Origin of the sequence: Paenibacillus shenyangensis (assembly GCF_000346635.1) — a bacterium.
GTDB classification, from domain to species: domain Bacteria; phylum Bacillota; class Bacilli; order Paenibacillales; family Paenibacillaceae; genus Saccharibacillus; species Saccharibacillus dauci.
The window spans coordinates 140,203-156,369 of record NZ_AOIG01000003.1 but is presented as its reverse complement, the minus strand read 5'-3'; the positions used below and the strand labels follow the sequence as shown (position 1 = coordinate 156,369).

The 16,167-nt window shown below is 48.3% G+C and carries 18 protein-coding genes; 16 read left to right on the top strand and 2 right to left on the bottom strand.

The genetic code is table 11. From position 1 onward, the window contains the following. Positions 1-42: 42 nt before the first annotated feature. Positions 43-474 carry a cupredoxin domain-containing protein gene (locus H065_RS0102120; protein ID WP_017811358.1) on the bottom strand — a complete coding sequence of 144 codons (432 nt, stop codon included), beginning with the start codon at positions 472-474 and terminating at the stop codon, positions 43-45. Positions 475-757: 283 nt separating this feature from the next. Here H065_RS0102120 and H065_RS0102115 point away from each other — a divergent pair, with 283 nt between their 5' ends. The 3 genes from H065_RS0102115 (at position 758) to H065_RS0102105 (ending at position 4,309) form a co-directional block, all read left to right on the top strand. Beyond that, the gene (locus H065_RS0102115) at positions 758-3,124 is read left to right on the top strand and encodes an endonuclease MutS2 (RefSeq protein WP_017811357.1); all 2,367 of its coding nucleotides are present in this window, start codon (positions 758-760) and stop codon (positions 3,122-3,124) included. An 87-nt stretch (positions 3,125-3,211) separates the two neighbouring features. Then, positions 3,212-3,631: a DUF350 domain-containing protein gene (locus tag H065_RS0102110; protein ID WP_017811356.1), complete on the top strand. Its 420-nt coding sequence runs from the start codon at positions 3,212-3,214 to the stop codon at positions 3,629-3,631. A gap of 81 nt (positions 3,632-3,712) precedes the next feature. Next, positions 3,713-4,309 carry a hypothetical protein gene (locus tag H065_RS0102105; protein ID WP_017811355.1) on the top strand — a complete coding sequence of 199 codons (597 nt, stop codon included), beginning with the start codon at positions 3,713-3,715 and terminating at the stop codon, positions 4,307-4,309. A gap of 114 nt (positions 4,310-4,423) precedes the next feature. On the opposite strand, the gene H065_RS0102100 is transcribed toward H065_RS0102105, so the two are convergent. Beyond that, entirely contained in the window at positions 4,424-5,668 is a 1,245-nt protein-coding gene (locus H065_RS0102100; protein WP_017811354.1) for an NAD(P)/FAD-dependent oxidoreductase, read from the bottom strand. 256 nt (positions 5,669-5,924) lie between these two features. Here H065_RS0102100 and H065_RS0102095 point away from each other — a divergent pair, with 256 nt between their 5' ends. The 13 genes from H065_RS0102095 to H065_RS0102030 all read left to right on the top strand — a co-directional run bounded on the left by H065_RS0102095 (position 5,925) and on the right by H065_RS0102030 (position 16,108). Then, the gene (locus tag H065_RS0102095; RefSeq protein WP_017811353.1) at positions 5,925-6,425 is read left to right on the top strand and encodes an Lrp/AsnC family transcriptional regulator; all 501 of its coding nucleotides are present in this window, start codon (positions 5,925-5,927) and stop codon (positions 6,423-6,425) included. A 15-nt stretch (positions 6,426-6,440) separates the two neighbouring features. Next, the gene (locus H065_RS0102090; RefSeq protein ID WP_017811352.1) at positions 6,441-7,643 is read left to right on the top strand and encodes an aminotransferase class I/II-fold pyridoxal phosphate-dependent enzyme; all 1,203 of its coding nucleotides are present in this window, start codon (positions 6,441-6,443) and stop codon (positions 7,641-7,643) included. A gap of 132 nt (positions 7,644-7,775) precedes the next feature. Then, positions 7,776-8,042: an aspartyl-phosphate phosphatase Spo0E family protein gene (locus tag H065_RS0102085; protein ID WP_017811351.1), complete on the top strand. Its 267-nt coding sequence runs from the start codon at positions 7,776-7,778 to the stop codon at positions 8,040-8,042. 160 nt (positions 8,043-8,202) lie between these two features. Next, a complete protein-coding gene (locus H065_RS0102080) occupies positions 8,203-8,760 on the top strand; it encodes a hypothetical protein (protein WP_017811350.1) in 558 nt (185 codons plus the stop codon). A 19-nt stretch (positions 8,761-8,779) separates the two neighbouring features. Then, positions 8,780-9,346 carry a cob(I)yrinic acid a,c-diamide adenosyltransferase gene (locus tag H065_RS0102075; RefSeq protein WP_017811349.1) on the top strand — a complete coding sequence of 189 codons (567 nt, stop codon included), beginning with the start codon at positions 8,780-8,782 and terminating at the stop codon, positions 9,344-9,346. Positions 9,347-9,364: 18 nt separating this feature from the next. Continuing rightward, positions 9,365-10,366, top strand: a complete 1,002-nt coding sequence (locus tag H065_RS0102070; RefSeq protein ID WP_017811348.1) for an RluA family pseudouridine synthase — start codon at positions 9,365-9,367, stop codon at positions 10,364-10,366. Between the two features lie 67 nt (positions 10,367-10,433). Continuing rightward, positions 10,434-10,796, top strand: coding sequence for an arsenate reductase family protein (locus H065_RS0102065; protein WP_017811347.1), 363 nt, complete (start codon positions 10,434-10,436; stop codon positions 10,794-10,796). 190 nt (positions 10,797-10,986) lie between these two features. Further along, positions 10,987-11,415 carry a hypothetical protein gene (locus H065_RS0102060; protein WP_017811346.1) on the top strand — a complete coding sequence of 143 codons (429 nt, stop codon included), beginning with the start codon at positions 10,987-10,989 and terminating at the stop codon, positions 11,413-11,415. A 262-nt stretch (positions 11,416-11,677) separates the two neighbouring features. Further along, complete coding sequence (locus H065_RS0102050; protein WP_017811344.1) at positions 11,678-12,565, top strand: 5'-3' exonuclease; 888 nt, start codon at positions 11,678-11,680, stop codon at positions 12,563-12,565. Further along, on the top strand, positions 12,566-13,675 hold the full coding sequence (locus H065_RS0102045) for a phosphodiester glycosidase family protein (RefSeq protein ID WP_017811343.1): 1,110 nt from the start codon (positions 12,566-12,568) through the stop codon (positions 13,673-13,675). A gap of 291 nt (positions 13,676-13,966) precedes the next feature. Beyond that, positions 13,967-14,866 carry an ROK family protein gene (locus tag H065_RS0102040; RefSeq protein ID WP_017811342.1) on the top strand — a complete coding sequence of 300 codons (900 nt, stop codon included), beginning with the start codon at positions 13,967-13,969 and terminating at the stop codon, positions 14,864-14,866. After that, positions 14,850-15,632, top strand: a complete 783-nt coding sequence (locus H065_RS0102035) for a DsbA family protein (RefSeq protein ID WP_017811341.1) — start codon at positions 14,850-14,852, stop codon at positions 15,630-15,632. The genes H065_RS0102040 and H065_RS0102035 overlap by 17 nt, the downstream gene beginning before the upstream one ends. Positions 15,633-15,637: 5 nt before the next feature. Further along, positions 15,638-16,108 (top strand): disulfide oxidoreductase, encoded by a 471-nt coding sequence (locus H065_RS0102030; RefSeq protein WP_017811340.1) that lies wholly within the window; start codon positions 15,638-15,640, stop codon positions 16,106-16,108. The last annotated feature ends 59 nt before the right edge of the window (positions 16,109-16,167 follow it).

Sequence of the window (16,167 nt, the reverse complement as noted above, 5' to 3'; positions counted from 1 at the left end):
TACCGACGTGATGGCTGCGGGTCAGCAAACCTCTGCCTTTTATCAGGCTTCGTCGACGATCAGCTTGGCGACCATGGTGCTATGGCCGGAACCACACATGATCGAGCAGGCCATATCGAATGTGCCGGCTTCCTGTGGTGTTACTGTAATAGAGGAATCACGTGCATTCAGATTCACATTCAGTGCAGGAATCATCAGGCCATGGTTGCCTTGTACATTATCGAATACGATAGTAACAGGTTTTCCTTTTTTGACGTGATATTCCGGTTGATCAAATTGATAGTTGGTTGCTTTGACAACAAGCTGTTCTCCACCCTCGGCAGCGCCGGATGTCTGATCGGATGAAGCTACTCCTGTATCGGTAACACCGCTTTGCTGGTGATTCGCATGTTCGGATGTCTCGCTTTGACCGCCGCAGGCGGATGTTAGCAGCATCATGGCAATGGTCATACTGGCAACGATGTATTTTTTCATAAAATAATCCCTCCTCATCCTTTCTATCATACTGTATTCTTCCATGATTTGTCATGCGATGATTTTGTGAAAATTACGTCACAGTGTATAATAGAATGGAAGCGAATTTTTCGGCAGTTTCTTGTAGAAAAGCGCTTTAATGGAGCTGCCGGCGTCTGCGGCCGCGAGGCAGTCTGGGACGCTAATGTCCCATCCCTGCGAGGAAAGTAATATCCTTCTCTGCGGTACCCGAGAGAGAAGATGGACTTACCGATTATGTTTGTTATAGAGGAGTGTCACCACGTTGAATAATAAAATATTCCATACCATGCAGTATGGTCAAATTTTAGATATGCTGGCCGGTTATGCGGCTACATCGATCGGTAAGCAGACGGCATTGTCGCTACAGCCGGATACCGATCTGGAATACGTCAAAAAACTGCTTCAAGCTACAGATGAAGCGGCTACCGTTGACCGTTTAAAAGGAACACCGCCTTTTGGTGGAATCGTGGATATCCGTCCGGCAGTCAGCCGTGCCCGGATCGCCGGAACGCTGAATCCTTCTGAGCTGCTGGGCATCGCGAATACGATTATGGGCGGACGTCGTGCCGCACGTCATGTAGAAATGGTGCATGAAGAGAATCCGGTACCCTGGCTGGCGGATCTGATCGAACTGTTATCCGATCAGCGTCCACTGGAAAAAGCGATTCGTGCCTGTATCGATGATTCGGCTCATGTCATGGATTCGGCGAGCAGCGAGCTGGCAGCGGTACGTCGTGAACTGCGTACCGGTGAAGTTCGTATCCGTGAGAAGCTTGACGGTATGATCCGTTCCCAGACAGTAGCGAAGATGCTGCAGGATCAGCTAGTTACGATCCGCGGCGATCGCTTCGTGATTCCGGTAAAAGCAGAATACCGTTCTTACTTTGGCGGTATTGTGCATGATCAGTCCGGTTCTGGCGCGACTCTGTTTATTGAACCGGAGGCAATCGTAGCCATGAACAACAAGCTGCGTGAAGCCCGTTTGCGCGAAGAACGCGAGATTGAAGTTATCTTGCAGAAGCTCACTGCGCAGGTAGCGGATCAAGCCGAACTGCTGGGCTATGATGTAGAGACGCTGGCTCAGCTGGATTTTGTATTTGCCAAAGCCAGACTGGCTCATGCGATGAAGTCCAGTCGTCCGATCATGAATGACCGCGGCTTCCTCAAGCTCAAAAAAGCCCGTCATCCGCTGATCCCGCTCGACTATGTAGTACCGACTGATCTGGAGCTGGGCAATACGTATTCCAGCATCATTGTGACCGGTCCGAATACGGGCGGTAAAACCGTTACACTCAAAACGGTTGGACTGCTGAGCCTGATGGCGATGTCCGGATTGTTTATCCCTGCCGATGAAGGCAGTCAGCTCTGCGTCTTTGATGCGATCTATGCGGATATTGGAGATGAACAGAGTATTGAGCAGAATCTCAGTACGTTCTCCAGCCATATGACCAATATTATCTCTATCCTGAAGCAGATGACGCCGAAGAGCCTGGTCCTGTTCGATGAGCTGGGTGCAGGTACCGACCCTGCAGAAGGATCGGCGCTTGCGATAGCTATTCTGGAGCATATTCATGCCCAGGGCTGCCGTATGATTGCAACTACCCACTACAGCGAGCTCAAGGCGTATGCTTATGATCGCAAAGGGGTAATCAATGCGAGCATGGAGTTTGATGTGAATACACTGAGTCCTACCTATCGCCTGCTGATAGGCGTACCGGGACGCAGTAATGCATTTGCGATTGCCGAGCGTCTTGGATTGCCGGGAGTAATCCTGGAGCGTGCGCGCGGCGAAGTCGGAGAAGAAGATCAACGCGTCGAGCAGATGATTGCATCACTTGAGACGAATCGTCTCAGTGCAGAGGCAGATCGCAACGAAGCCGCCAAACTGCGTCAGCAGATGGAAGAGCTACGTACTCGTTATGAACGCGATCTTGCCCGTCTGGAAGAGCAGCGTGACAAGCGTCTCGACAAGGCGGAGGAAGAAGCACGCGATATCCTGGCCAAAGCACGTGCCGAAGCGGACGAAGTCATCAGCTCCCTGCGCAAAATGGCACAGGAAGAAGGCGCTTCGGTCAAGGAGCACCGCTTGATCGCCGCTCGCAGACAGCTTGATGAAGCAGCACCGGCACAGCGGATCAAGAAAAAAGCTGTAGCCAAGCCGGATAAAAAGAACAAGCCGATTGGTCCTGGTGACGAAGTTATGGTACACAGCTTCAATCAGCGTGGACATGTTGTGGAATTATCCGGTTCCAAGGAAGCAACAGTACAGATGGGGATTATGAAAATGAAGGTAGCACTCAGCGACCTGGAATTGATCGAGTCTGCCAAACCTGCTGCGCCGCAGCGCAAACAGGTAACGACTGTTCAGCGTTCCCGGGATGACAATACCCATTCCGAACTGGATCTGCGAGGTGCCAATGTAGAAGAAGCGCTGATCGATGTGGATCGTTTCCTCGATGAAGCGTTCCTTGCCAATCTGGGTCAGGTCTATATTATTCACGGAAAAGGAACAGGGGTGCTGCGCACCGGGATTCAGGATTTCCTGCGTCGTCACAAGCATGTTAAAAGCTTCCGCACCGGTAACTATGGCGAAGGTGGCACAGGTGTCACGGTAGCCGAATTGAAATGATCCCGTATGAAACCATTCTGCAGGATATACGTATTGACTACGATGATCTGTGGATGATTTCATAAGCGGAAGGAGTTACGAAGTGACGTGAAGGATTATATTGATCCCCTGCTGGCGCATCCGGTCGGAATGATGATAGGTTATTTTTCTGTCGCCGTGCTTCAGCTAATCGTATTTTTATGGTGCTTTGAATTAGTGACCCGATATAGATGCTGGGATGAGATCAAGCGCGGCAATATGTCCGTGGCGATGGCGACCGGCGGCAAGATATTCGGGATTTGCAATATTATGCGATTCTCTATTGAAGCGCACAGTTCGGTATACGGAAGCCTGGGATGGTCACTGATCGGCTTTATGCTGCTGCTGGTCGCGTACTTTTTATTCGAATTCCTGACACCGGTATTTAATATCGACCGGGAGATTGCCTCCGATAACCGGGCCATCGGATTTATTTCCATGGTTATATCGATTTCATTATCGTATGTGATCGGAGCGGCTATTTTGTAGAAGATACGGAAATGAATACAAGGAAAATTGCAGCATTTTCCCTGGAGAATGACTAATTGGATAAACGAAAGGAATAATACAATGGATACAACAGTATGCCCATGGTGTCACAGTGAGATCGTATGGGACCCGGAATTTGGACCGGAAGAGCATTGTCCCCATTGCGGTAATGAATTGAACGGATACCGCACGCTTAATATTGATCTGAATGAGGAAGAAGAAGAGCAGTACGAAGCAGAGACTCGCTCACCGGAAACGACACATGCTTCCGAAAATAAAAACAACTCAATCGCTTCACGGGCAACGACTCTGCTCGACGAAGCAGAACTGTTCCATCAGCCGAATCTATCTTCCCTGAAAACAATCGAGAAGTATGGTGACGAGAATTTCAAGATGGTCGATTATGAGGAGAATGTAGAGCAGCTGCTGGATACGCAGGAAGAAATTCCGCAGTGTCCACATTGTCAGGAATACATGCTGCTGGCAGGTACCCAGGAACACGGAGCAACCGGCTTCGTACCCAATCAGTCTGCCGGCAAAGAACTGGCTTTCCTGAAAGCTCCATTCAAGGTGAATGTCTATGTATGCCCTAGCTGCTTCCATGTACACCAGAGTCTGGGCGAAGAAGAGCGTCTGCGTATGATAGATCATCTGACCCGCCATCAGGATAATAAGTAATGCGAGGATTCGAGTAAGTACTGAAATATGAACGAGAGATACAACAAGACGCACACAGCGACCGATCACTTTTGATCATCTGCTGTGTGCGTCTTGTTGTTTGTATTCTTGTATTTATACCAATATATCGGGTGATACAGACGGTGAAGGTTTGGAGGTGCGAGTCAGGCTGAACAATTCCAGCTCCGGACGGTGAATACCGACAAGTTCGTCTGCGAGCAGCATGGCTGCAATCGTACTATAAACTGTGCCGTTGCCCCCATAACCCTCCACAAAGTAACAATTCGGGTACTCCGGATGAGGTCCCATATAAGGCAGTCCATCACGACTGGAGCCAAAAGAAGCTGCCCATGCTGAATCAATAGATAATGGTCCCATATTCGGAAAGAGCTCGCGTACTGATTCCAGCAGTTGATTGGCCTGATGTACAAGCCGTGTATCCCGGTCTTCGACTGTAGTGACCGGTTCATCCAGACCCCCTACAATAATCCGGTTATCCACAGTAGTACGCATATATAGATAAGGACGTGCCGTTTCCCACAGCATGCTCTTTTCGTGCCAGCCTGTCAGATTCTGAACAGGTGTAGTAGCAATAGCGTACGTATTCATCAGGAAAGCACCGCGCTCTTTTTTCTCCTCCTGTGTCTCGTATCCGGTAGAGAAAACGACGCGGCGAGCACGGATTGACAAATCACCGGCATGGCAGATCACACCATCTTCAGTGAATTCCTGATTGGTAATAGTCGTTTGTTCAAAGATGCGTGCACCGTGATTCACAGCATCCATCATCAGTGCATGCACCAATCGATAAGGATTCACTTCTGCATCTCCATGTGTATATAGACCAGCAGGTTTGCGGAAAGAGAAATGCTCTGCAATCCGGTCTTCCTCCCAGTATTCGGCATCAAACCCGTGCCATTTCAAATTGTGATACTCTTCACGCAGTCCTTCTACATCCTGCTCACTGCTGGCAAAATAAAGACTGCTGCGTGGAATCAGCTGGGCATCCATCGGAAGTGTAGGCGCCGTATGCAGCAAATACTCCATCGCCTGCCGGCAAAGATCGTAGAACAGTACGCCATTTTTTTCACCAAACGTATGAATGCAAGCCGTTAAAGTCTTGTCGTTGGTATATTGCAGCAAACCGGTGTTGGCTATAGAGCTGCCCTGACCAATGTATCGTTTGTCTACAACGACTGTTTGCAGTCCACGGCGGGCAAATTCGCGTGCACATAGGGCTCCGCCCATGCCGCCTCCAATGACGAGTACGTCACATTCCAAATTTTCCTGCAGCTGCTCATAGCGTGGCGGATTGGTGAGGGTATGACCCCACATGGTATTACCGGTGTGTAAATCCATTGTATTCGCTCCTTGGATAGTTAAAATAAATTGCAAACCGCCTGTTCTGTAACATCTGCACCATGTTCCTAAATGAAATAAACAGCTAGTTACTACAATTAAGTAACCGGATTATCACAATAATGAAGCAGCTGTATTTCTTTTTACAACGAATAGAGGCTTATATATGAGGCTGGTAGCAGGTCCGGGGGTTGCACAAGTATACGTTTCGTGTAATATTTAATATTAATCTTTAGCACTTGGAGGCTATACATTTATGAAGGAACTGAGCGAGCTTAAGCTGCAGGTACTTGATCTGTTAAAAGAAGATGCACGGCGTACGCCGCAGTTGATTTCTACGCTGCTGGGTGTAGAGGAAGCCGAGATTAAACAGGCTATTCAGGAACTCGAAGATGATCATGTGATCGTCAAGTATGCGACTGTCGTAAACTGGAGCAAGGTGGATGAAGAGACGGTTACTGCCCTGATCGAAGTACAGATTACTCCTGAACGCGGACGTGGATTTGAAGGGATTGCAGAACGCATTTATCTGTACCCACAGGTGAAATCCGTCTATCTGATGTCCGGCGCCTACGATCTGTTGGTCGAAGTGGAAGGCCATAATCTCAAAGAGGTAGCCAGCTTCGTATCCGAACGTCTGTCTCCTATTGAATCCGTATTATCAACAAAAACCCATTTCATTCTCAAAAAATACAAACAGGATGGTATTATTTTCGAAGAACACGAAGATGACCAGCGCCTGATTATTTCCCCGTAAAGGAAGAGGCCTACTATGATTGTCAACCGAGAACAGCCAGCCGGAGAGCCGAAGTCGATGGATTCGTATCTGTCGCCGCTTGTACGCGGTATACAGCCTTCCGGCATCCGCAAGTTTTTTGATCTGGTGAGTGCCAGCAAGGATATTATTACACTTGGTGTCGGAGAGCCGGATTTTACGACGCCATGGCATGTACGTGAAGCATGCGTTTATTCCCTGGAGCGAGGATATACCCGTTATACTTCCAATGCGGGTATGCCTGAACTGCGCGAAGCCATTGCAGGTTATCTGGAAAATGAATTCAAAACTTCTTACGATCCCAAGGACGAGATTCTGGTTACTGTTGGAGGGAGCGAAGCGATCGATCTGGCACTGCGTGCACTGATTGCGCCGGGAGACGAGATTTTGATTCCCGAACCATGTTACATCTCCTATTCACCGATTACAGCTATTGGTGGCGGTGTGCCGGTCGGTATCGAGACATTTGCCAGTGATAACTTCAAACTGACTGCCGAAGCGCTGGAGAAAAGTATCACACCGCGTTCCAAAATTCTGATTCTCTGCTATCCAAGTAATCCGACCGGCGCCATTATGACCTATGAGGATTGGCTACCTATTGCCAAAGTAGTAGAAAAGCATGATCTGATCGTTATTTCCGATGAAATCTATGCGGAATTGACGTATGGAACCAAGCATGTGAGCTTTGCCTCTATACCTGGGATGAAAGACCGCACGATTCTGGTGAGTGGATTCTCCAAAGCATTTGCGATGACAGGCTGGCGTATGGGTTATGCCTGTGGGCATCCGGATCTGATCTCGGCGATGCTCAAAATTCACCAGTATACCGTGATGTGCGCACCAGTCATGGGACAGGTAGCTGCACTGGAAGCCCTGACTAATGGTCTTGGTGAAAAGGACAAAATGGTCGAATCCTATAACCGTCGCAGACGTCTGATTGTCGAAGGATTCCGTCAGATCGGGCTGGATTGTCATGAACCCCAGGGAGCATTTTATGCTTTCCCGAGTATTCAATCTACCGGCCTTAGCTCCGAAGAATTTGCCCAGCAACTGTTGGTTGAAGGACGGGTAGCGGCTGTGCCGGGTACTGTGTTTGGGCTGGGTGGCGAAGGATTTATTCGCTGTTCCTATGCTACCTCGGTCGCGCAGCTTAGCGAAGCGCTGGAGCGGATTGGTTCGTTCGTTGCCAAGATTAAATAATTTCCATTAATGTAAATTGTCACAAAAAAATCTTATTATCTCCTGTAAACCAAATTTCTGCTTCCATTTCAGATAACCTATGCTATAATAGGTCTTCGGAAGCAGGAATTTTATTTCGAAGGAGGTAATTATTTGTATTGTACGGAATATCCGGGTCCAATTTACCGCGGGCTGATGCTCTCGGAAAATCAGGCAACCTGGCCACAGCAGCCGGAGTCAATCAGATCCAGACAATTACTTTCCCTGGAAAATGAGATTCGTGTGCTCCGCAGCCAGATGGAACAGTTATTTATGGAACAACAATCCTTTATCGCTGATGATGTACTGGAAGTCAGCATGATGCTGGATCTCAAAATCAACGAATATATGCGACTTACCAATAAGAAACCACCACTATAGAATCATGTAGAAAGCATAGAAACTGTATATACCTAATCATTGCTTATACATACGCAGTCATATTCGACTATATGCCGAAGATCCTGATTCAGGGTCTTCTTTTTTTACGCCGGAAAGCTATGGTATGATGAATTGTAGCTAAGTTGAAGGGGGAACACCCGTGAAGGTATGGACAAAAGGAATAGTACTGATCATCAGTCTGCTCATGGTCGGTCTGCTGGCTGGATGCGGCGGACAACCATCCAAAGATCCAAATCAGGTAAAAGTGTTCATTATGGGTAGTGAAGGGTTTCCGCAGGAAATGGCGGATCAGATTCAACAGAAACTGCAGCAGAAGCTGGGCAGCAGCCTGACCGTAACCGTCAGCACAACTCCGGTCTATTCACCGGAAAAGATGGTGCTGGAATACGTCGACCGTATGGATGATATTATTATTCTGCCGGAAAATGATATGAAGTCCTATGCGACCAGCGGGGGGCATCTGGTATTGGATCAGGATTTTGATGCCAAAACCTATGCCAAGGGAGTTACCAAAGGCGCTGTGAATGAAGAAGACACCGATCCTGCCAAGCAGAAAGAACATTTATTTGCCATCCCTGTAAATCAGATGGCAGTGTTCAAGGAAATCGGTTATACCAAAGGAGATCTGTATGCGACCGTACCGATTTTTGCCAATCATGACAAGGCAGTTCAGGTACTCAAAGCGATGATTGAATAAAGTAACAGGAGGGAACTCTTTGGGCATTTATACACGAACAGGTGATGAAGGACAGACCTCGGTAATTGGCGGCAGAGTGAGCAAGGACGATATTCGTGTCGAAGCCTATGGTACGATCGACGAGCTGAACAGCTTTGTCGGACAGGCAGCCGCATTGGCAGAAGGAGAGACTTTCGAAGATCTGCGCGAAGATCTGCTGCTGATTCAGCAGGAGCTGTTCGATTGCGGTTCGGATCTGGCCTTCGTCAAACTAAGCGAAAGCAAATATAAGGTTCAAGAAGAAATGGCTGTGCGCCTGGAAGAATGGATCGACCGGTATGAAGTGGAGAATCCGCAGCTGGAACGCTTTATTTTGCCGGGAGGGCATGCACTGGCTGCTGCGCTGCATGTATGCCGTACTGTCTGTCGCCGGGCTGAACGACGTACGGTTACTCTGGGTGCAGCGGAAGAAATCAATCCGTCTGTACGCAAGTATTTGAACCGGTTATCCGATTATTTCTTTGTCGTGGCCCGTACTGCCAATGTGCGTAATGGTGTCGCCGATATTGAATATGTACGCAGCCAAAAAGTATTTCGCCGCAGCTGAGAGGAATGTGTCACAGGAATGAAGAGTGAAGAGGAAGTACAGAAAATGTATTATGAGCCGATCGTCTATCGGATCGAGCCTCAGGATGAGGGAATGCTGCTAAAGACGATTCTGAACCGGCGTATGGGTATCTCCCGCAAATTAACGTCCCGGATCAAATTGACAGAACACGGCGTCAAGCTGAATGGTGAGCGGGTCTATGTAGATTACAAGGTTAGGGCAGGCGATATCGTGGAAGTGCGTATGGAGCGGGAATCCTCGGACGATATTCTGCCACAGCCGCTGGATTTTGATATTATTTATGAGGATGAGCATCTGCTGATTATTAATAAAAAAGCAGGCATTATCGTACATCCAACCCATGGTCATTATACGGATACACTTGCTAATGGAGTTGTCTATTATTGGCAGCAAAAGGGAGAGCAGTTCCGCTTCCGTCCGGTCCATCGCCTGGATCAGGACACATCCGGTGTACTTGCTGTCGCTAAAAATCCATATGTGCATCAGCATATCTCCGAGCAGATGATTCAGGATCAGGTGTTCAAATCGTATCTGGCGTATGTGCATCATCTGCCGCAGCCTGCATCCGGGCGAATTGAAGGAGCGATTGACCGTGATCCCGATCAACCGCATCTGCGGATTGTGACGCCGAATGGCTATTATGCGGCTACCCGCTACAAGGTAGTAGAAGAATTCACCGGTCAGGATGCAGCACTGGTATCCCTGCAGCTGGAGACAGGACGTACTCACCAGATCCGTGTGCATATGAAGCATATTGGTTGTCCGCTGATCGGCGACAAGATGTATGGATATGCAGATCCAGTATCATCGCAAATAAAGGAGCCCGATGCACCATCCGAGGCTATTCGCAGACTGGACGAGCTTGCAGGTCGGCAGGCGCTGCATGCCTACGAGCTTGGCTTTGTTCATCCGGCTACCGGAGAGTATATGACATTCCAGGCTCCACTGCCGGAAGATCTGGCTCTGCTGGACGCTTCTCTGCGCGGCGATCAGCAATAACCTATGTACATGAAGCGTCCAAGCCGATTGGAATATTCATGTTACGATCAAAGGAGAATCAACAAATATGAGTAAATTAACGGTTTATCAATACCCGCAGTGCAGTACTTGCCGTAATGCGATCAAATGGCTGCGTGAACAGGGGCATGAACTGCATCTGGTGCATATCGTGGAATCGCCACCGAGCGCCGAGCATCTGCGTGAACTGGTCGAGCACAGTGAGCTGGAATTGAAGAAATTTTTTAATACAAGTGGTGAAGTGTACAAATCCATGAATCTAAAAGAAAAATTGCCTTCCATGAGTCCGGAAGAACAGCTGCAGCTGCTGTCCGAAAATGGAAAGCTGATCAAAAGACCGATCGTCACCGATGGCGACCGGGTTACGGTTGGATTCAAAGCCGATATGTATGAATCCGCCTGGAAAGCCTGATTGCTCATAAATCGATTAGTGATCTCATGCCAATATCCGTCTAAACGGTACGGCATGAGATTTTTCATTTACAGATATTCCCTTCTGACCGATAAATAAAGTAACTGAATAATACCTGTTTATAGTTATAGTGCTTCATTTATATAAATCATCGGTTTGTTCAGTGAAATTATCATTTGGAGGCGGAATCATGAACACGATATGGACGAAAGCATCGGCCATCGTACTACTGACCACATCATTGGTATTGGGTGGTACATATGTGCCGGCACAGGCAGCTTCATCAAGTTGTACGGTTACACTGACTAATGTAAAGATGATATCCAATGAGCATGTTGGCAATGAATGGTATACCGAAGCCAAAGCAGGCGGCAAACATTTGAGCGAAGGACAGAGCGTGACTGTACAGACTGGTTCCAATGGCAAAGTCTCTTTGTATGCTTATGTTGAAGAACAAGACAAAATTCCGGATCAGGGCAGTGCCACCAAATCGGTAAAAGTATCTTCGATTTCTACTCGGGGAACTTCTGTCACCATGCAGGTGACGGTAACAGAGAATCGTGGACGTTATTCAGGTAACGAGGCAGTCTGGGAATTTACGTACAAGCTCAAAAAGTAAAAGCATAATATAAAATGGAATAAACCAAGTGCATACAGAAGCTCCCTTTCTATCTATACAAAGGGAGCTTCTGGCGTATAAAGCGATGCGGACCGTCCGTTATCAGACATATGAGCATAAATTGCAGCATCAGGATGCCGACGGGTATGAGAATGCAGAGATGACATGGGTAAATTGGTTGCTGTGAACAGTTGTACAGTCAGCTGCATATTCGGTATGATATAGTCAAACTGGTTTCATATGTATAGGAGAGAAGACACAATTGACAGAACTTAATGAACGTAAAATGATGTTAGTCGACGGAATGGCTCTGCTGTTCCGTGCGTATTATGCCACTGCCCAGACTGGCTATATTCGCCGTACCAAGTCTGGTATTCCAACCAATGCCGTATATGGATTTGTACGTTATCTATGGGATGCGGTACGTCTGTACGAACCGACTCATATTGCCTGCTGCTGGGATCTGGGTACCCAGACTTTCCGCCGCGAGGAATTTGCTGCCTACAAAGGCAACCGAACCGCTGCACCGGATGATCTGATCCCGCAATTTGACCTGATTCTGGAAGTGACCGAGAGTATGGGTATTCCGAATCTGAGTGCGCCGGGATATGAGGCGGATGACTGTATTGGTACGATTTCCCGTGAACTGGAGCAGAACATGGAAGTGCTCATCCTGACGGGTGATCATGATATGCTGCAGCTGGTCGATCATCGCACCAGTGTGATTATTATGAAAAAAGGCTATGGCAATTACAGAGTCTATACGCCGGAGTCCCTGCTGGAAGAAAAAGAGCTTACTCCCGAACAGATCATCGATATGAAAGCACTGATGGGGGACGCCAGCGATAACTATCCGGGTGTAAAGGGAATCGGAGAAAAGACTGCTACAAAACTCGTCAAAGAATACGGCTCGGTCGAAGGGATTCTGGAGAATCTGGAGCACTTGACTCCATCGGTTCGCAAAAAAATTGAAGCAGATCTCGATATGCTGCATTTGTCACGTCGATTGGCAACGATTCATCGCCATGTGCCTGTCGTCTGCACCTTGGATGAATGCCTGCTGCTGCTCAATGATGAGGCGATAACGAGCAAATTTGAAGAGCTGGAGATCAAGAGTCTCTGTTCGATGCTGGGAGTGGGCGTGTTTTAAATGAAAAAGACTATCCTTCTCCTGGGTTCTGTACGCAATACAGCGCTGTTGCTCTGTATAATGCTTCTAATCTCTATTTGGCCTGCATCTTCTTCCCAAGCGATTGCAGCAGGTTCATCAACATTCAAGGTCTCCACGCAAAAAGTAAATGCAGCAGGTCGTACATTTAACGTGCAGACGGTACGTATCCCCAAAGGTACGGCTACTGCTGTCGGACTCGCAGACCGTCAGGTAGGGCATACCGCTTCTCTTGCTGCCATAGCCCGTTCGTATGGAGCAGGTGCAGCAATCAATGGTGCTTTTTTTGAAGCTTATGGCGGCCCGCCTGATCCGTACGGAACCTTGATCTCTGGAGGGCGTCTGCAGCATTTGGGCCGTTATGGTACGACGATTGGATTCACCAAGGATGGCACCGCCAAAATGGACAGTCTGCGTATCTCGGTTACCGGTACGGTTACTCCTGCAAAAGGTCGGGGATCAAGCTGGTATGCAACCTGGTTTAACCGTACACCAGGAACAGCTGCCGGTACGTCGATCGTCTACACGCCGGATCGTGGAGCATCTACCGGGTTCAGCGGAGGAATAGCTGTAACAGTTGTGCAGGGAAAAGTTATCCGTAAAGCGAATAATAAAAATACATCAATTCCTAAAAATGGATATGTAATTGTGTATACCGGCAGTGAAAAGTCGACAGCAGACCGTTTCGAACCGGGAGCACAGGTCAAGATGAATATCGACTACCAGGATATGCATGGCAAGGATATTGCATGGCAGGATGTGGTAACTGCTGTTGGTGCAGGTCCGCGGCTGGTAGATCATGGACAAGTGGCACTGGATGCCGCTGCCGAAGGGTTTCAGGACCCCAAAATCCTGAATGCTTCGGGCGCACGCAGCGGAATTGCCATTATGCCAGATGGTTCGGTCCTGATCGCTACCGTGCCTGGAGCGACGATGAAGCAGTGGGCTGCCGTCATGCAGAAACTCGGTGCCCGGGATGCGATGAATCTGGATGGTGGAGCCTCTTCCGGTATGTATGCGAACGGCAAAACGATTACTTCTGCCGGTCGTCCGCTCAGTAATACGCTTGTATTTGGAGGCAATCGTTCTTAAGCGATATAGCGGTGCAGATGGATACGAAGAGATCTATCGCTGCATCAATGCATAATCACCAGGCATTGTTCTGCATATCATACAGTAGTGATGTCTATCATTTGGCAAAGTTCCGTATCCCATTACAATGATAAATCGGATATACGAACAGGATCTGCGCAGTTTCTGAATCTTAGGACCTTTTATCAATGTCGACATCTGTCCGACACAGAAAAGGCGTAAGATCAGAGACTGATGCAATCCGAATTACCGATAATCCACAAGCATATTGCAAAGGAGACGCATAAATTCATGAAAAAACTCGGAGCAATCGAAGCAGGCGGTACCAAATTTGTATGCGGTATTGGAACAGAGGACGGACAAATTCTCGAACGTGCCAGCTTCCCTACAGAGACACCGGAGATCACAATGAAAAACGTGGTTTCATTTTTTGAAGGAAAAGGCATTGAAGCACTGGGAGTAGGCTCATTCGGACCTATTGACCCGATTCCGGGCAGCCCAACGTACGGATACATAACAACAACGCCCAAGCCTCATTGGGGACAATTTGATATTATCGGACACTTAAAACAGCATTTTGCTGTTCCTATGAGCTTTGATACCGATGTGAATGGTGCTGCTCTCGGAGAGTATACCTGGGGAGCAGCTAAAGGCCTGGATAGCTGCCTGTATATTACGGTAGGAACCGGTATCGGTGCTGGCGCTGTAGTCGATGGCAAAATGCTGCACGGACTGTCCCATCCGGAAATGGGCCATATCCTGGTTCGTCGTCATCCCGATGATACATTTGCAGGATTCTGCCCATATCACGGAGATTGCCTTGAAGGTATGGCAGCAGGTCCTGCTCTGGAGAAACGCTGGCAGGTGAAAGGTTCCGAATTGACGCCGGATCATCCAGCCTGGGAGATGGAAGCCTACTATCTGGCACAGGCACTGATGAGCTATGTACTGATCCTGTCGCCACAGAAGATCATTATGGGCGGCGGCGTGATGAAGCAGGAGCAGCTGTTCCCGCTGATCCGCGAGAAACTGCAGCAGCAGCTGAATGGCTATGTGCAGCACCCGAGTCTACAGGAAAATCTGGATCAGTATATTGTTTCCCCGGGTCTTGGCGACAATGCCGGACTATGCGGCGCAATTGCACTGGCGAAGCTGGCTCTTGAGGGAGAGGCAGGTGCAGACGTTGTCTAATTCCAAACCTGGCAAGAAAAAGATCAATCCGGAAATCAAACGCCAGAAAAATCAGGAACGTCTCGAAAAAGAACGCATACGTCAGCGGAAAACGATGCGCAATCTGATCATCGGTACCGTAGCAGTGATTGCAGTAGTTGTACTGCTGATTGTATTTATCCCGAATAATAACAACACAGCAGGTACCAGTAGTTCGGCACCGGCAACATTCGATTATGCCCAGCTTCCGTTCAAAGGCAAAACGGATGCACCAGTCAAAATTGTGGAGTTCGGCGATTTTAAATGTCCGATCTGCAAGCAGTATAACGAACAGATTGTTCCGCAGATCGAAAAAGATTATATCAATACCGGTACAGCTGCACTATATTTCTCCAACTTCCCGTTTATTGGTGAGGATTCCAAAACAGCTGCGCTGGCGGTAGAGTCGGTCTATCATCAGAAAAATGAAGCGTTCTGGCCTTATCTGGATAGCATCTATGCCAATCAAAAAGATGAGAATACAGAGTGGGCGACGACCGACTATCTGGTTCAGCTGGCGGAAAAAGCCAATCTCGGTATAGATACTGCCAAACTGCGCGAGGATATCGAGAACAAAACCTATGCCAAGCAGGTAGAAGCCCAGTATGACAAAGGCGAAGCCTTACAGATTCCGGGCACGCCGTCTATCTTTATTAATGGGGTACAGTATACCGGCGATCTGGGTGACTACAAAGCTCTCAAACAGGCGATTGAGCAGGCGAAGACCGCTGCCGGATCGGAGGGATAACTCCGATGCAGACAGGTGGCTTCAAGTCCTTTCTGGCGAAGTATTATCTCTTTCTGGCCTGGATTGTAGCAATCGTCGCGACAGGAGGAAGTCTTTACCTGAGCGATGTACTGAAGTTTGATCCGTGCAAGTTATGCTGGTTCCAGCGAATTTTCATGTATCCACAGGTCATTCTGCTCGGTATTGCCGCTTATCGGAGTGATCGCCGTATTGTAGGCTATGTACTGCCGCTCAGTATTATAGGTGGCCTCATTTCCCTGTATCATTATGCAGAGGAACATATTCCTGCACTTGCACGTGTAACGCCGTGTACCACAGGAGTGCCCTGTAATCAGGCGTATTTCGAATTGCTTGGTTTTATCACGATTCCGTTTATGGCATTTGTGGCATTCGCACTGATTGCCCTGCTGCTATGGCGCGGAAGCCGTGCATATGATGAAGTGGCTGATGCTGAATTCGCCTATGACGAAGAATAACAACAGAATCTTATCGCTTCATAAGCACCTGACAACAATGGAAGTGCCAATGTATGGAG